Here is a 21,463-nt window from a genome sequence, read left to right on the forward strand (position 1 = left end):
TGTTCGTAAAAGAGCCCGCAAAGGCGGGCTCTTGGTATTATCAGGCAGAAGACGTTGCCGCTTTATTGTGCGTTAACTTCTGATGTTGTTTCTGGGTCTTTCTCTTCTTTTCGCGCAATTCTTGGGTCGTTCTTAACGCGACCTGCGGATTCGCGGCGGCGAGAAGTGGCCGTATTGCGTTTTTCTTCTTGCTCTAAGCGTAGCTTTTCTTGTTGAGCCAAAATAGCAGCAGGCAATTCTACTGGCGCTTTAGCCTCAATGTTTGTTTGTTTAGCGGCAGGTTTGCCACGTCCACGACGAGGTGTTCTAGTTGAGCGGCCAGTGTCTTCTGGCGCTTCTCCACTGTTCTCCTCGGCAGTCGTTTCTGCTGTTTCAGCCTTTGTTTCTTCTGCTTCTGTTACTGCTTCCGCTTGGACTTCTGTTGCAGTCGTTGCAGCTTCAGGTGTCTCTGTTGCTACAGCGGCTTCGATTTTTGGCTGTTCCGCTTCAGGTGTCTCTGTTGCTACTGCTTCAGATTTGGGCTGCTCAGCTTTAGACGTCTCTGTTGTTGCTTCAGTCTTGGGAGTCTCTTCTTGCTCAATTTTTCGCATTTGAGCTTTTACCGACATCTTAGGCTTAGCGGGTTTTACTTCAGGTGTTTCGTCTTTAGCGGCTTCTTCTATTGTTGCTTGTGTATCAGTTGATGGTACTTTTTCAGCCTCAACAGCCTCAACAGCCTCAACAGCCTCAACAGCCTCAACAGCCTCAGGTTCATCTTTTGCGGATGTCTCTGGTGCTTCTACCTGTGTCTCAATTTTGGTTTCTGCAGGTTCAGCGTCTACCGTTGGTGACTTTGTTTCTTCGGCTTGTGTTGCAACCGCATCTACTGATTGAGTTTCAGCGCTGTCAGTTTCAGTGCTTTCTTCCTGTGTGTTGATTTCGTCTTTTTGTGGACGGCGCGAACGACGTGAACGACGCGAACGGCGTTGAGGCTCGTCACCATTCTCAATACTTTCCGCTTCAGCATGTTGAGCGGCTTCTACCAAAGCAGCATCTTCTTGCTCTTGTAGTTTGGTTGCTTCTAATGCTTCTTCTTTTAGTTTGCCATTGCGACGACGATTGTCATTGCGGTCGCGTTTGCGCTCAGTTACTTCAGGCACTTCTTTTTGTGCTTGAGGCTGACGTGGAGCGGCTTTTACGGCAGCTTCTTGTTTCTCTGCTCTTGGCTCTTGCGTCTCTGATTTATTGCCACGGTTGTTATTGCGGCGGTTGTTATTGCCGGTGACTTTGGTGGTCGCTTCTGCTTGCTCACGACGAGATTGGCGAGTAGAGCGATTTTTTTCTGCAGTGCTGGCGCTATCGTCACGGTCTGAATTTTGGTGCTTAACCGTTCGTTTATTTCTATTGGTGCGATTGTTAGTGGGTTTGCTTGAGCTAGCGCTAGAGTCACTACGTTCTGTTTGCTGTGACGAATTTGAGTTAGCTTTGCTTGCTGTTTTTTGTTTTGGCTTGCTATCCGCTTCGCCAAATAAAGCGGTCATGATGCGCTTTAGCAAACTAGGTTTGCTTGGTGCGCTGTTGACAGCTTTAGACGCTGCTGCAGGTGCGGCGTTGTGTTCAGGTGCTGGCGCTTTGGGTGCAATGCTGGTGACCGCAGCTTGTGCACGAACATTTTCACTGGCTTTGCGAGGCTCATAAGGAGGCTGCTCTGGCGTTTCGACCAGTGTGTAGCTGTTTTCATTCTGTGACACGACTGTGCTGTCATCACGAATGCGTTCAACCTCAAAGTGCGGTGTTTCCATATGTGGATTTGGCACAAGAATGATATGAACGTTGTTACGTTTTTCAATTTTTGCAATGTTGGTGCGTTTCTCGTTTAGCAAGAAAGTCGCAACAGACACGGGTAAAACTGCGCGAATTTGAGCGGTACGCTCTTTAGAGCATTCTTCTTCGATTAGGCGAAGTACAGAAAGCGCTAGAGACTCTACGTCACGAATAAACCCTTGGCCGTTACAGCGAGGGCAGACAATGCCACTGGTTTCACCAAGAGAAGGGCGCAAACGTTGGCGTGACATTTCTAATAAGCCGAAACGAGAAATACGACCCAATTGAACGCGAGCACGATCCGCCTCTAGGGCGTCTTTCATGCGGTTTTCAACTTCTTTTTGGTTGCGCACTGGTGTCATGTCGATGAAGTCGATCACCACTAAGCCACCAATATCACGAAGGCGCAATTGGCGAGCAATTTCGTCGGCGGCTTCTAGGTTGGTTTGCAATGCGGTTTCTTCGATGTCGCCGCCTTTGGTCGCGCGGGCTGAGTTGATATCGATAGAAACCAAGGCTTCCGTCGGGTCGATAACAATAGAACCACCAGAAGGCAGACGAACTTCACGCTGGAAAGCGGTTTCGATCTGAGTTTCGATCTGGAAGCGATTAAACAGAGGCGTTGAATCCGTATACATCTTGATGCGCGACTTGAAGTGCGGCATCACTTGCATGACAAAGTTAATGGCATCTTGATAAGCATTTTTTTCATCGATCAGTACTTCGCCGATGTCTTCGCGTAAATAGTCGCGAATCGCGCGGATAACGATGTTGCTTTCTTGATAGATTAAAAAAGGCGCAGGTTTCTCAGACGCGGCTTTGGTAATTGAAGACCATAAAGTGTCTAGGTAATCCAAATCCCACTGAAGCTCTTCGGTAGAGCGACCAACGCCAGCCGTACGCACAATAAGTCCGCCATTGTCTGGGGTGTTAAGGCCGGACATGGCTTCTTTAAGGTGTGATCTGTCATCACCGTCGATGCGACGTGAAATGCCACCAGCACGAGGGTTGTTTGGCATCAAAACCAAATAACGTCCTGCTAAGCTGACAAAAGTGGTGAGTGCGGCGCCTTTGTTGCCGCGCTCTTCTTTGTCTACTTGAACAATCACTTCTTGGCCTTCGCTTAACACATCTTTGATGTTAATTCGGCCTTCGTGATTTGATTTTTTGGAAAAATAGGTTTTAGAAATTTCTTTTAACGGCAAGAAACCATGGCGATCTGCGCCGAAATCAACAAACGCCGCTTCTAAACTCGGCTCAATGCGAGTGATGCGACCTTTATAAATGTTTGATTTCTTCTGTTCGCGTGAACCGGATTCGATGTCTAGATCATATAGACGTTGTCCGTCTACTAGGGCGACGCGCAACTCTTCTTGTTGAGTTGCATTTATTAGCATTCTAATCATTGTATGTGTGAACTCTGTTGGCTGATACGAAAGAGTCACTGCAGTGATAGGGTAACCATTAACAAATTTGACTCAGTATTAGAGTAGGTTATTTGGTGTCTTGTCTGGCGAGAGGAGTACGCGATTCGTTTATATAGATTAAACGCTTTGTGCTGTCGCTGCCGTGATCAATACCAAATAGTCTCTTTAACTGGTCTCGTTTTCTTGCCTTTTCATAGAACGACGCGAACGCGCGGTCGAGCAATTTAATGAGAGTTCCTGCCACTGAAGCGGATTTTTCCGAATCATGCGGTTTATTATTTAAGATTAACTGTTACAGAGGTAAGATAGGGGGCCAAAGTGTCGCTTCGGCAATTTTCATTCAATTTTGCATCTTATCTTCGAGGTGTTTTGTTACCTCTTACCCTTTGCGAGGTGTGAATATAACAGTAAAAACTAAGTGCTTCAATTATAAAGGAAACCAATCTTAACTTATGTCGGACTCAGATCTTAATTCAGCAGAGCGTCCCGCGGTTCGTTACGTCACTATTGACGACAATAATACGGGTCAGCGAATCGATAATTTTTTGGTTACTTTTCTCAAGGGTGTTCCAAAAGGCAAGATTTACAACTTGCTTAGGAAGGGTGAAATCCGTGTCAATAAGAAGCGCACCAAGCCAGATTATCGTTTGCAAAATGACGATATTGTGCGTATTGCGCCGATTGTCATTGCGCCAGAGTCGGACAAGCCAACCTTGTCAGATCGTTTAAAAAGTGACATCGAATCACGTATTGTCTATGAGGACAAAGGGTTAATCGTTATCAATAAGCCTTCTGGCTTAGCGGTTCATGGTGGCAGTGGCTTGAGTTTTGGCCTGGTGGAAGTTGTGCGTCAAATGCGACCGCTAGAAAAATTTATTGAGTTGGTTCATCGACTGGATCGGGATACTTCAGGTCTTATCATGGTGGCTAAAAAGCGCGCGGTATTAAAAGAGCTGCATACGGCATTGCGTGAAAAAGAAGGCGTGCAAAAAACCTATCTGGCTTTGGTTTACGGCAGCTGGCCAAAGCGAAAACTACAGGTAAATGCGCCTTTATTGAAAAATGAGCTGCAATCTGGAGAGCGGGTTGTAAGGGTGCATACTGACGGCAAAGAAAGTTTGACTCGATTTAAGTTGGCTCGACAGTTTGAAGGTTATAGTTTGGTTGAGTGTGAACCTGTGACGGGGCGAACGCATCAAATTCGCGTTCACGCCCAGTATGCGGGTTACCCGATTGTTGGTGATGAGAAATATTCGCCTGCTGAATCGTTAAAAGAAACCAAAGCGCTCGGCTTTAAGCGTTTGTGCCTGCATGCGACGCGATTGGATATTATGCTAAACGGTGAGCGCATGTTGTTTGAGGCGCCGCTTGATAAGGAGTGGCAAACATTGATGAATGAAAAATTGACGGGTGTTTTTTCCTAGACTAGATGCCATGGCAATGACAATAAGATAAATTTAGCAATTTATTTATCTTATTGTCATTTGCTTACTTCCCATAACCAACTTCTCATGGCGACATCTCGTAACCGATTTTTCAAGCGTACTTGGCGCAATAAAAAAGGCGAATCATTGCGGATTCGCCTTTTTTTGTTTCTTGGTGCTTGTTAGCTGTTTAGAAGATTAATCTTCGTAGCTGTCTATTGGTGGGCATTCGCAGAACAAGTTGCGGTCACCGTAGACGTTGTCAATACGGCCAACCGGTGGCCAGTATTTACGCGCCTTGATCCAGTTAAGTGGGTAAGCCGCTTCTTTACGTGAGTAAGCGTGCGCCCATTCCGCATCGAGAAGGCTGTCGGCGGTATGCGGTGCATTGACCAACGGGTTGTCTTCTAGAGGCCATTCACCCGCTTGGACTTTGCTGATTTCTTTGCGGATCTGAATCATGGAATCGCAGAAGCGATCTAGTTCTTCCAAGTTTTCAGATTCCGTTGGTTCTATCATTAAGGTGCCAGCAACCGGGAAAGACATGGTGGGTGCATGGAAACCGAAGTCCATCAAGCGCTTAGCGATATCTTCTTCGCTGATGCCAGATTCTGCTTTTAGCGGACGAATATCAATAATACATTCGTGCGCCACCGTGCCGTTTTTGCCCGTGTAAAGAATGGGGTAATGCTCACCTAGACGTTTAGCAATGTAGTTGGCATTCAAAATGGCGTTAAAAGTCGCATCGCGCAAGCCTTTGTCGCCCATCATCTTGATGTACATCCAAGTAATCACCAGAATGCTGGCGCTGCCGTATGGCGCGGCGGACACGGCGCCGTGCTGGTCAGCCATTCCCATAACCGGTGTAACCGCATGGCCTGGTAGGAAAGGCGCAAGGTGTGATTTAACCCCAATAGGACCCATACCAGGGCCGCCGCCGCCATGTGGAATGCAGAATGTCTTGTGCAGGTTAAGGTGGGAAACGTCCCCGCCAAAGGTGCCTGGAGGCGCAACGCCCACTAGGGCGTTTAAGTTGGCGCCATCGATGTACACTTGGCCGCCGAATTTATGAACAATGTCACATACTTCGCGAATGTGTTCTTCAAATACACCGTGAGTCGATGGGTATGTCGCCATGATGCAGCTTAGTTGCGCGGCGTGTTTCTCGGCTTTTTCCGCAAGATCCACCAAGTCAATGTTGCCGTTTTCGTCGCATTTTACAATGACTACTTTCATGCCTGCCAAAGCGGCAGACGCTGGGTTGGTGCCATGAGCAGAACTTGGGATCAAGCACACGTCGCGCTGGTGATCGCCGCGAGACTTGTGGTATTTGTCGATCGCAATAAGACCCGCGTATTCACCTTGAGCACCCGAGTTCGGTTGCAAAGAAACCGTGTCGTAGCCCGTTGCTTTGGACAGCATCTCGATTAGCTCTTGCAACAAGGCATGGTAGCCAGTCACTTGATTGTCTGGCGCAAACGGGTGAATGCGACCGAATTCGGCCCAAGTCACCGGAATCATTTCAGACGCCGCGTTTAGCTTCATGGTGCAAGAACCAAGCGGGATCATGCTTTGATTTAGGGCGATGTCTTTCACTTCCAATTGGTGCATATAGCGCATCAATTCGGTTTCGCTGTGGTGACTGTTGAATACTGGGTGAGTCAAAATAGCATCTTGACGCAATAGAGCGGCATCAAAACCATAAGCGCTTTCAGTATTGGTGATGTCGTCTAGTGACAGGGTTGCACCGAAGCATGCGGCCAAGTCGATAACGTCATTGGGTGTGATGGTTTCGTTTAGCGCAATAGAGACTTGGCTTGCAGACACTTTGCAGAAGTTCATTAACTTCGCCGCGCCTTTTGCCATGATGCTGTCAGTTTGCTCGCCAGTATTGACGATAACGGTATCAAAGTAGCTCTCGTTGGTTGTAAAGCCTTGTTGCTGAATCGCTTGCGCAAAGCAATTTGTCAATGCTGCCACGCGGTTGGCGATTTTCTTCAAGCCAGCAGGGCCGTGATAAACCGCGTAGAAGCCTGCCATCATGGCCAGTAGGGCTTGAGCGGTACAAATATTGGACGTCGCTTTTTCACGACGAATGTGTTGCTCACGCGTTTGCATGGCCATGCGCAGTGCGGACTTACCGTGACTGTCTTTTGATACGCCAATTACACGGCCTGGCATGGAGCGTTTGAAAGCGTCTTTGGTGGCTAGGAAGGCGGCGTGAGGCCCGCCAAAGCCCATTGGCACACCAAAACGTTGTGCAGAACCGAAGACAATGTCTGCGCCCATATCGCCAGGGGATTTTAGTAATACAAGAGACAGTAGATCAACCGCAATACTGACAAGCGCGTCTTGTGCGTGTGCTTGCGCTATGACGGGCGCTAAATCAGTGACGGTGCCGTCGATGCCTGGGTATTGGAAGATGGCACCAAACACATCGTGCTGTGCAAAGTTGGCGATATCGTCAACAATTACGTCGATTTCAAGTAGCTCGGCACGGGTTTTTACCACGTCTATGGTTTGCGGTAGGCAATGGCTTGCGACAAACAGTTTGTCGCTTTTTTTGCGGTTTGAGCGCTTCATTAGCGTCATGGCTTCGGCCGCGGCCGTTGCTTCGTCTAGCAAAGAGGCGTTAGAGATTTCCATGCCAGTCAGGTCGATGATGACTTGTTGGAAGTTTAATAGTGCTTCCAAGCGACCTTGAGATATTTCAGGTTGGTAAGGTGTGTACGCTGTGTACCAGCCTGGGTTTTCTAATAAATTGCGCAAAATAGGCGATGGCACATGTGTGTCGTGGTAACCCATGCCGATAAAAGAGCGCGCCACTTTGTTTTGGTTGGCGATGGCTTTTAGCTGCACAAGTGCGTCGCTTTCGCTAACAGGGTCAGCTGAAAGGTCTAGATTTGCTTGACGAATGGCTTCAGGAACGGTTTTTTCAATCAGTTCTGGAAGGCTGTTTATGCCGATTGTTGCTAGCATTTTGGCTTGCTCTGATTCGTCAGGGCCAATGTGGCGAGCAATAAATTCATCGTTGTTTAACAAATCGCGAATGCACGAGGTCATGGTTTAATCACCTATTAAGATAAAGTCTGGGGGATTAGGCTCTCAATACAGAAGAGAGGGAGAGCCTAGGGTTGAGACTATTCGATAGTGGCTGAATAGCCCGCAGCATCGAGTAGATCGTCAAGATCAGCGCTGTTGCTTAGTTTGATTTTTGCAATCCAGGCGCCTTCGAATGGCTCGTCATTGATCAGTTCTGGCGTGTCATTTAGCGCGTCGTTTACTTCAATCACTTCACCGCTGACTGGCGCATAAATATCAGACGCCGCTTTTACTGACTCTACTAGCGAAAATTGTTCTTTCGCAGTGATTTCAGCGCCGACGTCTGGTAGTTCAACGTAAACAACGTCGCCTAGCAGGTCTTGTGCGTGGTCAGTAATGCCTACGGTAACTGTGCCGTCACCGTTGTCTAATACCCACTCATGAGAGCTGGCGTATTTTAGATTTTCTGGAATAGTACTCATAGTGTTTATGCCTCTTTAAAAAATACCCAAGGAAGTTTGTCCTTGGGTATGTGATTTTAGCGGTAGAGTGGGAAGCGTTTGCAAAGCTCTTTTACTTCTGCAAGTACGCGAGCTTCAACCTCAGGGTTGCCTTCTGGCATTGTCACTAAGCCATCAAGCACGTCACTGATAAGATGCCCCACTTTTTCGAACTCTTCAATACCAAAGCCGCGCGATGTTGCTGCCGGTGTGCCGATACGAATGCCCGATGTGATCATGGGTTTTTCAGTGTCAAACGGAATGCCGTTTTTGTTACAGGTGATGCCAGCGCGTTCTAGTGCTTTATCAACTACGTTACCTTTTAAGCCTTTAGGGCGAAGGTCAACCAACATTAGGTGGTTGTCTGTTCCACCCGTCACGATGTCGCAACCACGTTCGATCATCACTGCAGCCAAGGCTTTAGCGTTGGCAACAACTTGATCGATGTAAACTTTGAATTCAGGCTTAAGGGCTTCACCGAAGGCAACCGCTTTACCTGCAATAACATGCATTAGTGGGCCGCCTTGGTAACCTGGGAATACCGCAGAGTTGATTTTCTTGCCAAGATCAAGATCATTGGTAAGAATCATGCCGCCACGAGGTCCACGTAATGTTTTGTGCGTTGTGGTGGTGACAACGTGGGCATATGGAAGCGGTGATGGATGAGCGCCTGTGGCAACAAGGCCCGCAATGTGTGCCATGTCAACAAATAGGTAAGCGCCAACTTTGTCAGCGATTTCGCGGAAGCGTTTAAAGTCGATAACACGAGGAATAGCAGAACCACCCGCGATGATCATTTTTGGTTTGCATTCTAGCGCTTGGGCTTCGATTGCATCGTAATCGATCAAAAGTGTCTCAGGGTTAACTTGATATTGAACCGCATTGAACCATTTGCCAGACTGAGCTGGTGGCGCACCGTGAGTCAAATGGCCGCCGGCATCCAAAGACATGCCTAGAATAGTGTCGCCAGGTTGAAGTAGGGCTAACATCACCGCGCCATTTGCCTGAGCGCCAGAGTGAGGCTGAACGTTGGCAAATTCACAGCTAAACAGTTGTTTAGCACGATCGATAGCCAATTGCTCTGTCACATCAACTGCTTCACAGCCGCCGTAGTAACGACGATTCGGGTAACCTTCGGCGTATTTATTGGTTAGCACAGAACCTTGTGCCTCTAAAACCGCCTTCGACGTAATGTTTTCAGATGCGATCAATTCAATGCCGGTTTCTTGACGCTCTTGTTCTTCAACAATAGTGGCAAAAAGCTCTGGATCTCGCTCCGCTAGGGTTTGGCTGAAAAAGGCTTCGGTGTTGGCCATGGGGTAATTCCTCTTAAATAAACATGTATGCCTAAAAGACAATGAGTCGTGCGTATAATAACACTAAGGCAGTCTAAGATGATGAAAAAAGATCATCTTTCTAAGAACGTCAGTCATTGTTCGGTTTACGTCAATTTTGCTTATCATAATCAAAAAGTTTCCAATTGGAAACAGTAAAAGACAGTCAATTTGAAAGTTTGTTTACTCTGAGTTTTGACCTGTTGTTTAGTTTTTTCAATGGAGTATATTGGGATTTATTGTAAATATTCCTCAATAAATGTCGCTTAGTACTTGTCAAAACAAGCTCGTTTTAGATACTCTGTTTCCAATTGGAAACAAATACTATCACAATTTTAATTGAGGTTTTCGTTATGAAACGTACTGCTTTGTGTGATCTACATATCGCTTCTGGCGCTAGAATGGTTGAATTTGCTGGCTATGAAATGCCAGTTCAATATCCGTTAGGCGTGATGAAAGAGCATTTATGGGTGCGTGAAAACGTGGGCTTGTTTGATGTATCGCATATGGGTCAAGTGATGCTGCGAGGTGAAAATGTAAAAACCTCCCTTGAAGCTGTCCTACCTGTTGATGTACTTGGCTTGGCAGAAGGTATGCAGCGTTATGGTATGTTCACCACGGAAAAAGGCGGTATCAGCGATGACCTGATGTTTGCCAATTGGGGTGATGACGTTTTTATGGTGGTTAATGCTGGCTGCAAAGAGCAAGACATTGCTTATTTAAAAGCCTCGCTGGTTGATTGCGAGGTGGATGTTGTTGACGACAGAGCGTTGTTGGCGATTCAAGGGCCAAAAGCGCGTGACGTTTTTGCTCGTATGGTGCCAGATGTGGCGACGATGAAGTTTATGCAAAGTCTTAAGTTTCAGTGGCAAGGTGTTGAGCTTTGGGTAAGCTGCTCTGGCTACACAGGGGAAGATGGCTATGAGGTGTCGGTACCCAATAGTCACGCTGAAGCGTTTGCCAATGCCTTACTGGCGTTTGATGAAGTAGAGTGGATTGGTCTTGGCGCGCGTGACTCTTTGCGCCTTGAGGCGGGTTTGTGTTTGTACGGTCATGACATTGATACCAACACAACACCGGTTGAGGCCTCAATTAATTGGGCCATTCAAAAAGTACGCCGCTTGGATGGAGAGCGTGCTGGTGGCTTCCCAGGTGCCGACATTATATTGCCGCAATTCACTGCTAAGCCAGCCAGAAAGCGTGTGGGTTTCTTAGTAGATGGACGTGCGCCTGTTCGTGAAGGTGTGGAAATTGTTGATGCTGCTGGTGATGTGAAAGGTAGTGTGACAAGTGGTGGCTTTTCGCCGACCCTTGCTAAGCCTATCGTGATGGCCTATGTATCGACTCAAGCGCTTGATGCGGATGAGCCGTTGTTTGCCAATGTTCGTGGCAAAAAAATCCCGCTAGCGCAATCTTCGATGCCTTTTGTTCCTTCTCGCTATTATCGCGGCTAATTGTAGAGATTAATGGTCGCAGGTAATTGTCTCGACTAAAAAAGCTGGGATGAATGATTGCCCAATAAAATGCGTTGCGTGAAGTTCTGTCTTGGCGTGGCGCATTTTTGTTTCTTATGTGATAATTCTTCATTTTTTGGAGTCTACGGTTGGCAAGTGCAACGCAACTTGTGGCAGCTTTTAATGCCTGTTTCTTCTCAAGTTTTAATGTCCGCCTCATTGGCGGTGCAGATGAGCCTCTTTATTTACCGGCTAAACCTAATGGTTCGGCGACGGTATTTTTTCGGCTTGATTACCCTTCTAGTGCGCTGCACGAGGTGAGTCATTGGTGTATCGCTGGTGATGAAAGGCGATTATTAGAAGATTATGGTTATTGGTATGAATCAGACTCTCGCGATTTGCAAACTCAGCAAGCGTTTGAGCAAGTGGAAGTAAAGCCGCAGGCGGTCGAGTGTATTTTGCATTGGGCGGCCGGATTGCCCTTTCGTGTCAGTGTGGATAATTTGTCTATGGCGGATTATGACGCAGCGCATTTTGAACGAGCAGTGATGTATCAAGTGGGTCACTATGTTGACTCTGGTTTACCTGAAAGAGCGAAGATCTTTTCTACCTATTTATTGGCACAACGCCACCCCGATTTACTATTTAATGAGTTTTTAAAGCGACAGTATGAAAATTATTGCAGATGAGAATATGCCCAATGCGCGAGCCTTGTTTTCGCATTTGGGTGACGTTGAGTTAGTAAATGGTCGCACATTAACTCATGAGCAGGTTAAAGATGCTGATATATTATTGGTGCGTTCGGTTACTAAAGTGACACAAGATCTGCTTCACGGCAGTTCAGTTCGTTTTGTTGGTAGCGCCACGATAGGCGTCGATCATATCGATTTAGATTACCTTGCCAAAGTCGGTATCGCCTTCAGCAGTGCGCCAGGGTGCAATGCCGATGCGGTAGCGGATTATGTTTTTAGCGGCTTGAGTCATCTGTATATGACAAAAAAATTTCGCTGGCTAAACAAAAAAATTGGTGTCATTGGTTATGGCAATGTGGGTAAAGCGGTGTATCAGCGTTTTGCTGGCATGGGATGTAATGTGTGCGTTTATGATCCTTTGAAAGAAGAGGGTAGCGGCGCGGCTAATTTTGTTGCTTTAGAAGAAATACTGACGTGTGAAGTGATTTCTCTGCATGCGCCTTTAACAACGTCTGGCGATTATCCAACAAAAGGTATGTTGGGAGCGAAAGAGTTGAGTCAATTGGTGCCCGGTGTTGCCATTATTTCGGCGGGGCGCGGTGGCGTTATTGATGAAGACGCTTTGATTGAGCGACATAAAGCGTTGCATGGTGATATTCATCTGGTGTTGGATGTTTGGGATGGCGAGCCTTTGATCAACCAGGCGCTGGTTTCTATTGTGGATATTGCCACCCCCCATATTGCGGGCTACAGCAAGCAGGGGCGCGAAAAGGGCTCATGGATGGTGTATTTGGCACTGTGCGAATATTTAAAGCAGGATTTCCCTGCGGTAAGTCAGCGCGATGCCATTAGTGCCGGATGGTTTTCGTCTCTTGATGTGGGGGCTCAACTTCCTCAAGAAGAAATACTGGCTCGTTGTATTCAAGCCATCTATGATGTAGCAAGGGACGATGTTCGGTTACGCTATAAGTACCGCGAAAATAGAGAGCATAATGTGTTTGATTGGTTGCGTAAGCATTATGTTGAAAGAGACGAATTCCACACTTGCTTAATAGAAGGCGCTGATGATGCATCCCGTTTATTGGGTGCGGTTGGCTTTTCAGTAAAATAAAGATGAAGCGTAAGGTTAGTGCATGGCTGGAGTAATGCAGGTCGATCTGGGGGATCTTGATGTTCCAATGGGGACAAGCGTTCAATTGGAATTTATTTCCCCTCCTGGGCGTCATATGGTCAAAGTTCTGGGCAATATCCCTGGCAGGTCTTTGATGCTATCGACCCCTAAATTGAATGGTAAAAACATATTGGTCAGAGAAGGGCAGGTCGTCAATGTGCGGCTTATGCTGAGTACTCATGTTTGTGCGTTTTCTAGCAAGGTGGCAAAAAGCTACTTAGAGCCTGCCGCCCATATTCATATCGCCTATCCTAGCTATGTTGAAACTTCTGAAGTTCGTCAGGCGGTTAGGGTTGAGACGCGGCTTATTAGCAATCTCGAGCCAGATGATTCGGCGGTATCAATAGGCGCCTCTTCTTCGGCCATCATCATTGATTTAAGTTTGGGTGGGGCTAAGCTGATATCGAAAGAGGATTTTGCTTCGGTCAATCAAACCATGCGTTTGGTGTGTAACGTGAAGATTGGCCCTTATAGTCATATTCTTAAGTTAAATTGCGAGATTCGCTCGCAAGAAATTCAAATGCTTGAGCAGGTTCAGGCAAGCTTAGTAGATAATGATTTCTTGGCCAAAATGGGGGTCGAGTACTTTTATGTCTACGGCATTCGATTTATTGATGTGGCGAAGGAAGCGGGCATTCCGCTGATGGCGTATATTCTGGAAACACAACACAATAAAGTGAAGTAGTGGAAACGTTTTAGAATCAAAAAATGCCAGCATTTGCTGGCATTTTTTGTGATGGGCGGGCGTTATTACAGTGCTTGCAACGCTTTAATTCTATCGCCAATAGGTGGGTGGCTTGAGAAAAGCTGACCAAAGGTGGGCGTTTTTCCACGACGAATACCAAAAGCAAGCATGGAGTCAGGCATGTGGCTTTCTTCATGCTCTTGCTGTAATCGTGCTAATGCTGCAATCATGGCGCCTTTGCCTGCCAGCCTCGCTCCAGCTTCATCGGCTCTGAATTCTCGGTAACGAGAGAACCACATGACGATCATCGAGGCGAGAACACCAAAAAGAATTTCAAAAACAAAGGTTACGATGTAGTAACTAAAGCCGACAGAGCCTTGGTTGTTTTCTCCTCTACGTAGAAACTGGTCAACAGCATAGGCGGCAATACGCGCAAAGAACATGACAAAGGTGTTAACAATGCCTTGTACAAGCGACAATGTAACCATGTCGCCGTTTGCGACGTGACCAATTTCATGGCCAAGCACCGCTTTAATTTCATCGGGCGAAAAACGCTCTAGCATGCCACTTGAGACCGCGACTAAGGCGTCGTTTTTGTTCCATCCGGTCGCAAAAGCATTGGCGTCATGGGCTGGAAAAATAGCCACTTCTGGCATTTTAATGCCTGCTTTTTGTGAGAGTTCTTTTACCGTATCAAGCAGCCACACTTCTTTGTGGTTGCGAGGTTGTTTGATTACAACGGCACCAGACCCTCGTTTTGCCATGAACTTGGAGAGAAATAGCGAGATGAAGCTGCCTACGAAACCGAAGACAGCGCAAAAAATCAATAAAGAAGTGAAGTCTAGGCCGTTGCTGGTCATATAACCGTTTACGCCTAAAAGACTTAAAACAACCCCCGCTACCACCATGACAGCTAGGTTTGTCAGCAAAAACAGAATAATACGCATGGACTATGCTCCTCAGGAAAATGTTAAGGAGCATAGTAGGGCTTTATTGGATTATTTCAAGCAGAAATAGCGTCCTGCTAACGCTTCCTTAATCGGCCTAAAAATGCGGCAAAACGGTCCATTGCCGGAATAAGCTCTTCAACGTGGGGGAGGAAAACAAACCGCACATGGTCTGGGGTTGGCCAGTTAAAGCCTGTGCCTTGAACAATAAGCACTTTTTCTTCGCGCAAAAACTGCAGAACAAGATCCATATCATTTTTAATCTGGTACATTTTTGGATCGAGCCGAGGAAATAGATACAGCGCCCCCTCTGGTTTATGGCAATGCACACCGGGAATGGCGTCAAGCGCTTCCCATGCAACCTTGCGCTGCTCATATAAACGCCCACCAGAAGCAATAAGTTCGTTAATGCTCTGATAGCCTCCTAATGCTGTTTGTACGGCGTGTTGAGCTGGCACGTTGGCACACAGGCGCATGGAGCTGAGTATGTCCAAGCCTTCTATGTAATCGCTGATGCCGCTTCGATCACCAGTAATAACCATCCAACCAGAACGAAAGCCTGCGGTGCGATAGACCTTAGATAACCCGCCAAAAGTGATGCAGGGGGCGCGGCCTTCTGTCAGTGTTGCGGTTGGTATGTGCTGAGCCTCGTCATAGAGAATTTTGTCGTATATTTCGTCTGAGAAGATCAGCAAGTTGTGTTCTTCTGCTAGATTGATAATGGATTCAAGGATGCCTTTTTCATAAACCGCCCCCGTTGGGTTGTTGGGGTTTATGATGACGATGGCTTTGGTTTTATTAGAGATCTTCGACTTGATGTCATTAATGTCAGGCTGCCAGCCAGCCCCCTCATCACACAAGTAGTGTCGAACGTAACCACCGGCTAAAGTCGCTGCTGCGGTCCAAAGCGGGTAATCGGGGGCAGGGATGAGGATTTCGTCGCCATCATTTAATAACCCTTGCATCGCCATCACAATCAGCTCGCTTACGCCGTTGCCCATCCAGACATGGTTAACGTCTGCAGACTTGATGCCCATCGCTTGGTATTTTTGCATGACGGCTTTGCGCGCGGAAAACAACCCTTTTGATTCGCTGTAGCCTTGCGATATGGGGAGGTTGCGGATCACGTCAACGAGTATCTCGTCAGGCGCTTCAAAACCAAATGGGGCAGGGTTGCCGATGTTAAGTTTAAGAATGCGCTGGCCTTCTTCCTCCATGCGCACGGCTTCTTTTAGAACGGGGCCACGAATTTCATAACATATATTGGCAAGTTTGTTTGATTTGCGAATTTGCACCACTTAATCCTTACTGACGCTGGCGAAAGATACTCACTTTACACCGAACTTGTGAGCATTCAAGATGACGCGGGTAAAAATCTAAGTGATTAAGCAAAAAAAACGGTGGTGAGAAGCCGCCTTCTTGGTAAAACAAGAAAGCGGCTTTTTATGGCTACTTCTTTATGGCTATTTTAATAAGGTGATAACGTTCTGATCATTCAATAAGCGGTTGACGGTTTGGCTGGCGAGGGCGTTCATGTCATCTTCAATGGCTTTTTGATAAGGCATGGTGCCATATTCTGTTACTTTTTCAGAACCGTAGTTGGCTTTATAGGTTTGCCCTTTAGCGGCTAGGGTTGCTTTTAGTTCAAATTCTAACGTGGCCACCGTTTTTAATGTTTCAACTTTTGTTGTGTAGCTCATCTTAGTGATTTCAATTTTTAGGTCAGCGGCTGGCATGACGCCTTGGTCTGGTGTGAAGCCCATTGCTCTCAAGCCATTTAAAATACTATTTTTCACGCTTTGTTTGATGTCGTTCGTGGTGAAAATGTCAGCGCGTTCATTAAGGCCTGTTTTGATTGAGCCTACGTTGTTAGTAAGTTTCGTGCTGGTGGAGACATTAATCACTCGTTCATTGCTTAGGTTGGCGCGCTCTATATCTGCCTCTGGTGTGAGACTTATATAGTGCGTAGTAGAGCAGCCTGTTAATAGCAGTGCCGAAAGGGATAAGGTTAAAAACAGTTGTTTATTTAGCATGATAGCTCCGATCAGATTGATTTCTAAAGCGACTTTTTGTGTAAGTGACTTAAATTAATAAAAAAAACTGTTGATTTTATGGTTGGTAACAGTAATATACGCACCCGCTCACACAGCAAGATTGTAACCTTGTCCCATTCGTCTAGAGGCCTAGGACACCGCCCTTTCACGGCGGTAACAGGGGTTCGAACCCCCTATGGGACGCCATCTTTTCATTAAGATTGGCTGTATAGTTTACCTAAAATTTGGGTTGAGTGAGAAGTTTTTTTGCGGGAATAGCTCAGTGGTAGAGCACAACCTTGCCAAGGTTGGGGTCGCGAGTTCGAGCCTCGTTTCCCGCTCCATTATCTCTGTTAGCGATAGCAGGATGATTTGTTTACAGTTTTGTCAAAACTGAATTGTGTCCCATTCGTCTAGAGGCCTAGGACACCGCCCTTTCACGGCGGTAACAGGGGTTCGAACCCCCTATGGGACGCCATGTTTATGGTTGTTTTGCTCTATTTAATATAAGAGAGCAGGGCAACAGTAATGCGGGAATAGCTCAGTGGTAGAGCACAACCTTGCCAAGGTTGGGGTCGCGAGTTCGAGCCTCGTTTCCCGCTCCATCATTTCTGTTAGCGATAGCAGGATGATTTGTTTACAGTTTTGTCAAAACTGAATTGTGTCCCATTCGTCTAGAGGCCTAGGACACCGCCCTTTCACGGCGGTAACAGGGGTTCGAACCCCCTATGGGACGCCATGTTTATGGTTGTTTTGCTCTATTTAATATAAGAGAGCAGGGCAACAGTAATGCGGGAATAGCTCAGTGGTAGAGCACAACCTTGCCAAGGTTGGGGTCGCGAGTTCGAGCCTCGTTTCCCGCTCCATCATTTCTGTTAGCGATAGCAGGATGGTTTGTTTACAGTTTTGTCAAAACTGAATGTGTCCCATTCGTCTAGAGGCCTAGGACACCGCCCTTTCACGGCGGTAACAGGGGTTCGAACCCCCTATGGGACGCCATGTTTATGGTTGTTTTGCTCTTTTTAATATAAGAGAGCAGGGCAACAGTAATGCGGGAATAGCTCAGTGGTAGAGCACAACCTTGCCAAGGTTGGGGTCGCGAGTTCGAGCCTCGTTTCCCGCTCCATCATTTCTGTTAGCGATAGCAGGATGGTTTGTTTACAGTTTTGTCAAAACTGAATTGTGTCCCATTCGTCTAGAGGCCTAGGACACCGCCCTTTCACGGCGGTAACAGGGGTTCGAACCCCCTATGGGACGCCATCTCTTTAGAGAGCAGGGCAACAGTAATGCGGGAATAGCTCAGTGGTAGAGCACAACCTTGCCAAGGTTGGGGTCGCGAGTTCGAGCCTCGTTTCCCGCTCCATGTTTTTTATACGTGTTTTTTCTATATGTCCCATTCGTCTAGAGGCCTAGGACACCGCCCTTTCACGGCGGTAACAGGGGTTCGAACCCCCTATGGGACGCCATCCTTTTTTACGCTATCATAGCTAACCTTATTTTTTGAGTTTTTAGCCATGACTTGTTTTGTCAATTACAGATTAGAATCCTCTATTTCGGTTACTGATCGTGGTTTGGCTTACGGTGATGGTGTATTTGAAACCATTCTTGCTATTCCTCATCAACTTATACAGATTGAAGACCATCTCGCGCGGCTTTATCGTGGCTTATCTAAGCTTGGTATGCCTTTTTCATTTGAGCAAAAACAAACTTTAGCCGACTTTTTGTCTTGTCAGATTTTGCCTCTCATTAGCGAAGAGTCAGTCGTGAAGCTTGTCGTTAGTCGCGGTGAAGGTGGCAGAGGCTATTTAGCGCCTAAGCACTGTAACCATTCGATTATTATCGGTATCCTACCCGCTCCGGATTATCAGCCTCATCGACAAAAAGGCGTCTCGCTTGGGGTGTCACCTGTGCCTATTAACAGTAATCGCTTTATCGCAGGCATTAAGCATTTGAACCGATTGGAAAATGTGATCGCAAAAGGCTTTTTGACGGCATCTGAGTTTGAAGCGGTGATGTTAAACGAGAAGCAAGAATTGATTGAGTGTATTCAGAGTAATGTATTTTGGTTTCGACGAGGTTTTTTGTATACGCCTTCTCTGGAAAAGTCTGGTGTGCAAGGAACTTATCGCAAAGCCATTATAGAAAAACAGCAAGAATACTCGATTCAAGTAGGGCACTTTGTCTTGGCGGATCTAATGCAGGCTGATGAAGTATTTATCGCCAATAGCTTAATGGGAATAGTGCCTGTTAATCAGGTGGCTGGGCAATCGTTTCCAATCGGCGTTTATACTCGTAAATTACAATTTCTAATGCAAGCTAAGGATATGCATGGCGTACATTAAGTGGTTATACCGCGTTACTTTTTTATGTGTCACTCTGATGGCCGTTTTGGCGGGTTATCTTTATTACTCTATTACCTCGCCGATTCCCTTGAATAGCATGGAAGTGTTTGAGGTTCGTACGGGGGACACCTCCCATAGCCTGGGCGCTGAGTTGAACAAAAAAGGCTGGATTGAGTACCCATTTCTGACGCGCGTCGTGGCAAGGCTACACCCTGAGTGGGTTCCCAAAGTAGGAAAATACAGCGTACAGCCAGAGATGAATTTATTGGATGTCATGGCGTTGTTTGATTCCGGGCAATCCATTTTTTACGCCATTACTTTGCTAGAAGGCAAAACCACGCAAGATTTCCTCTCCGCCATGGCGGCGCGGGGGAACATCACCATGACACTAACCGGTTTGTCGAATGAAGACATTGCTCAACAGCTAGGGCTTGATGTCTCACATCCTGAAGGGCAGTTTTTTGCCAATACCTATCGTTATCATGACGGCGATACCGATGCCAGTATACTGAAGCATGCTCATGGATTAATGGCTCAAACCTTAGCCAGCTTATGGGAAAACAAAGCCCCTAATTTGCCTTATAAATCGCCTTATGACGCGCTGATTATGGCGTCTATTATCGAAAAAGAAACCGGTGTTCCCGAAGAGCGCCCACTGATTGCACGAGTCTTTATTAGCCGATTAGAAAAGGGCATGCGTTTGCAAACGGATCCAACCGTCATCTATGGCCTTGGTGATGGGTTCAAAGGCAACTTGACCCGTAAAGGCTTGCAGGATTTATCGCCCTATAACACTTATCGGGTTGCGGGCTTGCCACCAACGCCGATTGCTAATGTGGGTCGTGAGGCAATGGCAGCGGCGTTGAACCCCGGAGAAACGAAAGCCTTGTACTTTGTTGCCAAAGGGGATGGAAGTCATGCGTTTTCCAATAGCTTAAAAGAGCATAATCGGGCCGTAAGAGAATATCAGTTTAAGCGTCGAGCAGATTATCGGTCGACGCCAGAAGCAACGAAATAGAGGAGCGTGTGCATGAGAGGTAAATTTATTTCGTTGGAAGGCGGGGAAGGCAGTGGTAAAACAACCGCGATTGCCTTTATACGTGAGTGGTTAGAGGCTCACAATATTCCCTATCTTATGACTCGTGAGCCCGGCGGCACACCGCTGGCGGAAGAAATTCGTCAACTGATTTTGAACCCACGCGAAGAAGCGGTGAATGATGTTACCGAGTTATTATTGGTGTTTGCCGCTCGGGCTCAACACATAGCGTCAAAAATCCAACCGGCCTTGGAAAAAGGCACTTGGGTGATCAGTGACCGCTTTTTGGATTCCAGCTACGTTTATCAAGGCAAGGCACGCGGCGGTGATATGGCCATGTTGGATCAATTATCGGCTTGGGTTGTCGGTGCGAATAAACCGGATGCGACCTTTGTTTTGGATGTGCCAGTGGAATTGGGTCAAGAGCGTGTTGTACAAAGACAACATCAAGACCGCTTGGATAAAGAGTCGTTGGCGTTTCATCAAAAAGTGCGTGATGGTTTTCTTGAGCGCGCGGGTATGGAGCCAAATCGAATAAAGGTAATTGACGCCAGTTTGTCATTGGATTTGGTTCAACAGCAGATCGAAAAGCAGCTAATGCAATTAAATAACGCTTGGTCTGGTGACGGCTAGATGACAAATCTTGCTCACTGGCTGCAGCCTTGTTTACGTCAAGTTCAGGTGTTGAAACAAACCAATCGCCTTTCCCATGCTTTGTTGATCACAGGTGCCGATGGTGTTGGTCAAGAAGAGCTGGCTCGTGAAATCGTAAAAGACTTGATGTGTGAAGTGGATCAAGCCGCGGCCTGTGGCCATTGCCACTCTTGCCAATTGATGCAAGCCGATACTCACCCTGATTTTCGTGTTTTAGACGGTCAGGCGTCGACCATTAAAGTGGATCAGATTCGTTTATTGGTGCGCCAAATCAGCCAAAAGCCTCAAGTAGGGCAAAATAAAGTTGTCTTAATGACTCATGCGCAAGCGATGAATATAAACGCGGCCAATGCGGTGTTAAAAGCGCTTGAAGAACCCGCAGCGCGCACCTATTTTATTTTAACCAGCTCCCAGTCGACCAGCCTTTTACCGACCATTCGTAGTCGTTGTTTGTTGGTAAACGTACCAACACCGAGTCTGCCTGACGTAAAGCAATGGCTGATGCAGCAACCCGATGGGCAAGCGTTAAGCTCTCTGTTCTGGCTGACGACTCAGCCCTTTCGTTTATTGTCGATTCAACAGCAAGGTAAGGTGTCGTTGTATGCCGAATTGCCAAACCAGCTGACGACTATGTTGCAAGGTTCCGTGCCAGTAAGTGAGGTATTGAAGGGGCTAGAGAGTAATAATATCGAAGATTACTGCAATGGTTTCGCGGCAATTCTGCACCAATGTATTTGTCATTCGGCCGGTGCGCCGCTTGATGAGGCGCTTCAAGATATTTATAGTGCGCTAATGGCTCGGCTGGGCATTCAAACATTAATGCTGCGCTATCAGTCTTTGCAAAAGTTGAAGTCAGACCTTAAAAAAACCAATTTAAACCCCATCATGCAACTCACACACGAATTGAATCAGTGGTAAA

The 21,463-nt window shown here is 46.9% G+C and carries 16 protein-coding genes and 11 tRNA genes; 20 read left to right on the forward strand and 7 right to left on the reverse strand.

What is annotated here, in order from left to right; translation table 11 throughout:
• Window positions 1-62 precede the first annotated feature (62 nt).
• Window positions 63-3,209: a ribonuclease E gene (gene rne / locus J8N69_RS15705; RefSeq protein WP_168826928.1), complete on the reverse strand. Its 3,147-nt coding sequence runs from the start codon at window positions 3,207-3,209 to the stop codon at window positions 63-65.
• A gap of 473 nt (window positions 3,210-3,682) precedes the next feature.
• On the opposite strand from rne, the gene rluC reads away from it, so the two are divergent.
• Window positions 3,683-4,654, forward strand: coding sequence for a 23S rRNA pseudouridine(955/2504/2580) synthase RluC (gene rluC / locus J8N69_RS15710; protein WP_168826927.1), 972 nt, complete (start codon window positions 3,683-3,685; stop codon window positions 4,652-4,654).
• A 198-nt stretch (window positions 4,655-4,852) separates the two neighbouring features.
• Here rluC and gcvP read toward each other — a convergent pair whose 3' ends face one another.
• From gcvP to glyA, 3 genes are all read right to left on the reverse strand, one after another.
• A complete protein-coding gene (gene gcvP / locus J8N69_RS15715) occupies window positions 4,853-7,717 on the reverse strand; it encodes an aminomethyl-transferring glycine dehydrogenase (RefSeq protein WP_168826925.1) in 2,865 nt (954 codons plus the stop codon).
• 77 nt (window positions 7,718-7,794) lie between these two features.
• Window positions 7,795-8,178: a glycine cleavage system protein GcvH gene (gene gcvH / locus J8N69_RS15720; protein WP_168826923.1), complete on the reverse strand. Its 384-nt coding sequence runs from the start codon at window positions 8,176-8,178 to the stop codon at window positions 7,795-7,797.
• 56 nt (window positions 8,179-8,234) lie between these two features.
• Complete coding sequence (gene glyA / locus J8N69_RS15725) at window positions 8,235-9,512, reverse strand: serine hydroxymethyltransferase (protein ID WP_168826921.1); 1,278 nt, start codon at window positions 9,510-9,512, stop codon at window positions 8,235-8,237.
• A gap of 371 nt (window positions 9,513-9,883) precedes the next feature.
• On the opposite strand from glyA, the gene gcvT reads away from it, so the two are divergent.
• The 4 genes from gcvT (at window position 9,884) to J8N69_RS15745 (ending at window position 13,532) form a co-directional block, all read left to right on the forward strand.
• Complete coding sequence (gene gcvT / locus J8N69_RS15730; RefSeq protein ID WP_168826919.1) at window positions 9,884-10,984, forward strand: glycine cleavage system aminomethyltransferase GcvT; 1,101 nt, start codon at window positions 9,884-9,886, stop codon at window positions 10,982-10,984.
• 149 nt (window positions 10,985-11,133) lie between these two features.
• The gene (locus J8N69_RS15735) at window positions 11,134-11,673 is read left to right on the forward strand and encodes an elongation factor P hydroxylase (RefSeq protein WP_168826917.1); all 540 of its coding nucleotides are present in this window, start codon (window positions 11,134-11,136) and stop codon (window positions 11,671-11,673) included.
• Entirely contained in the window at window positions 11,654-12,787 is a 1,134-nt protein-coding gene (locus J8N69_RS15740; RefSeq protein ID WP_168826915.1) for a 4-phosphoerythronate dehydrogenase, read from the forward strand. Before J8N69_RS15735 ends, J8N69_RS15740 begins: the two co-directional genes overlap by 20 nt.
• A 22-nt stretch (window positions 12,788-12,809) precedes the next feature.
• Window positions 12,810-13,532, forward strand: a complete 723-nt coding sequence (locus J8N69_RS15745; RefSeq protein WP_168826913.1) for a flagellar brake protein — start codon at window positions 12,810-12,812, stop codon at window positions 13,530-13,532.
• Between the two features lie 65 nt (window positions 13,533-13,597).
• On the opposite strand, the gene htpX is transcribed toward J8N69_RS15745, so the two are convergent.
• The 3 genes from htpX to J8N69_RS15760 form a co-directional block, all read right to left on the reverse strand.
• A complete protein-coding gene (htpX, locus tag J8N69_RS15750) occupies window positions 13,598-14,479 on the reverse strand; it encodes a protease HtpX (protein WP_168826911.1) in 882 nt (293 codons plus the stop codon).
• 77 nt (window positions 14,480-14,556) lie between these two features.
• Complete coding sequence (locus J8N69_RS15755) at window positions 14,557-15,774, reverse strand: pyridoxal phosphate-dependent aminotransferase (RefSeq protein ID WP_269751531.1); 1,218 nt, start codon at window positions 15,772-15,774, stop codon at window positions 14,557-14,559.
• Between the two features lie 168 nt (window positions 15,775-15,942).
• Window positions 15,943-16,512, reverse strand: a complete 570-nt coding sequence (locus tag J8N69_RS15760; RefSeq protein WP_168826907.1) for a YajG family lipoprotein — start codon at window positions 16,510-16,512, stop codon at window positions 15,943-15,945.
• 131 nt (window positions 16,513-16,643) lie between these two features.
• Between J8N69_RS15760 and J8N69_RS15765 the strand changes: the two genes are divergently transcribed.
• The 15 genes from J8N69_RS15765 to holB all read left to right on the forward strand — a co-directional run bounded on the left by J8N69_RS15765 (window position 16,644) and on the right by holB (window position 21,462).
• Window positions 16,644-16,719, forward strand: a tRNA-Glu gene (locus J8N69_RS15765).
• Window positions 16,720-16,781: 62 nt separating this feature from the next.
• Window positions 16,782-16,856 (forward strand) — tRNA-Gly (locus J8N69_RS15770).
• A gap of 58 nt (window positions 16,857-16,914) precedes the next feature.
• A tRNA-Glu gene (locus tag J8N69_RS15775) sits at window positions 16,915-16,990 on the forward strand.
• 52 nt (window positions 16,991-17,042) lie between these two features.
• Window positions 17,043-17,117: transfer RNA gene (locus J8N69_RS15780), tRNA-Gly, on the forward strand.
• A gap of 58 nt (window positions 17,118-17,175) precedes the next feature.
• Window positions 17,176-17,251: transfer RNA gene (locus J8N69_RS15785), tRNA-Glu, on the forward strand.
• A gap of 52 nt (window positions 17,252-17,303) precedes the next feature.
• Window positions 17,304-17,378: transfer RNA gene (locus J8N69_RS15790), tRNA-Gly, on the forward strand.
• A gap of 57 nt (window positions 17,379-17,435) precedes the next feature.
• Window positions 17,436-17,511: transfer RNA gene (locus tag J8N69_RS15795), tRNA-Glu, on the forward strand.
• Between the two features lie 52 nt (window positions 17,512-17,563).
• Window positions 17,564-17,638: transfer RNA gene (locus tag J8N69_RS15800), tRNA-Gly, on the forward strand.
• 58 nt (window positions 17,639-17,696) lie between these two features.
• Window positions 17,697-17,772 (forward strand) — tRNA-Glu (locus J8N69_RS15805).
• Between the two features lie 28 nt (window positions 17,773-17,800).
• Window positions 17,801-17,875 (forward strand) — tRNA-Gly (locus J8N69_RS15810).
• A 27-nt stretch (window positions 17,876-17,902) separates the two neighbouring features.
• A tRNA-Glu gene (locus J8N69_RS15815) sits at window positions 17,903-17,978 on the forward strand.
• Window positions 17,979-18,026: 48 nt separating this feature from the next.
• On the forward strand, window positions 18,027-18,854 hold the full coding sequence (gene pabC, locus J8N69_RS15820) for an aminodeoxychorismate lyase (protein ID WP_168822405.1): 828 nt from the start codon (window positions 18,027-18,029) through the stop codon (window positions 18,852-18,854).
• Window positions 18,841-19,872 (forward strand): endolytic transglycosylase MltG, encoded by a 1,032-nt coding sequence (gene mltG / locus J8N69_RS15825; RefSeq protein WP_168822404.1) that lies wholly within the window; start codon window positions 18,841-18,843, stop codon window positions 19,870-19,872. Before pabC ends, mltG begins: the two co-directional genes overlap by 14 nt.
• 12 nt (window positions 19,873-19,884) lie before the next feature.
• Window positions 19,885-20,523 carry a dTMP kinase gene (gene tmk, locus J8N69_RS15830; protein ID WP_168822403.1) on the forward strand — a complete coding sequence of 213 codons (639 nt, stop codon included), beginning with the start codon at window positions 19,885-19,887 and terminating at the stop codon, window positions 20,521-20,523.
• Window positions 20,524-21,462, forward strand: coding sequence for a DNA polymerase III subunit delta' (gene holB, locus J8N69_RS15835; protein ID WP_168822402.1), 939 nt, complete (start codon window positions 20,524-20,526; stop codon window positions 21,460-21,462). It begins immediately after the preceding gene.
• The last annotated feature ends 1 nt before the right edge of the window (window position 21,463 follow it).

The organism is Marinomonas profundi (assembly GCF_020694005.1).
In the GTDB taxonomy this organism is placed as follows: domain Bacteria; phylum Pseudomonadota; class Gammaproteobacteria; order Pseudomonadales; family Marinomonadaceae; genus Marinomonas; species Marinomonas profundi.

What these genes read in the sequence shown, in the direction of transcription:
- mltG (WP_168822404.1), top strand. Translation starts at nt 18,841, where the DNA reads ATGGCGTACATTAAGTGGTTATACCGCGTTACTTTTTTATGTGTCACT.
- holB (WP_168822402.1), top strand. Translation starts at nt 20,524, where the DNA reads ATGACAAATCTTGCTCACTGGCTGCAGCCTTGTTTACGTCAAGTTCAG.
- J8N69_RS15745 (WP_168826913.1), top strand. Translation starts at nt 12,810, where the DNA reads ATGGCTGGAGTAATGCAGGTCGATCTGGGGGATCTTGATGTTCCAATG.
- tmk (WP_168822403.1), top strand. Translation starts at nt 19,885, where the DNA reads ATGAGAGGTAAATTTATTTCGTTGGAAGGCGGGGAAGGCAGTGGTAAA.
- J8N69_RS15740 (WP_168826915.1), top strand. Translation starts at nt 11,654, where the DNA reads ATGAAAATTATTGCAGATGAGAATATGCCCAATGCGCGAGCCTTGTTT.
- rne (WP_168826928.1), bottom strand. Translation starts at nt 3,209, where the DNA reads ATGATTAGAATGCTAATAAATGCAACTCAACAAGAAGAGTTGCGCGTC.
- pabC (WP_168822405.1), top strand. Translation starts at nt 18,027, where the DNA reads ATGACTTGTTTTGTCAATTACAGATTAGAATCCTCTATTTCGGTTACT.
- rluC (WP_168826927.1), top strand. Translation starts at nt 3,683, where the DNA reads ATGTCGGACTCAGATCTTAATTCAGCAGAGCGTCCCGCGGTTCGTTAC.
- gcvP (WP_168826925.1), bottom strand. Translation starts at nt 7,717, where the DNA reads ATGACCTCGTGCATTCGCGATTTGTTAAACAACGATGAATTTATTGCT.
- J8N69_RS15760 (WP_168826907.1), bottom strand. Translation starts at nt 16,512, where the DNA reads ATGCTAAATAAACAACTGTTTTTAACCTTATCCCTTTCGGCACTGCTA.
- gcvT (WP_168826919.1), top strand. Translation starts at nt 9,884, where the DNA reads ATGAAACGTACTGCTTTGTGTGATCTACATATCGCTTCTGGCGCTAGA.
- gcvH (WP_168826923.1), bottom strand. Translation starts at nt 8,178, where the DNA reads ATGAGTACTATTCCAGAAAATCTAAAATACGCCAGCTCTCATGAGTGG.
- htpX (WP_168826911.1), bottom strand. Translation starts at nt 14,479, where the DNA reads ATGCGTATTATTCTGTTTTTGCTGACAAACCTAGCTGTCATGGTGGTA.
- glyA (WP_168826921.1), bottom strand. Translation starts at nt 9,512, where the DNA reads ATGGCCAACACCGAAGCCTTTTTCAGCCAAACCCTAGCGGAGCGAGAT.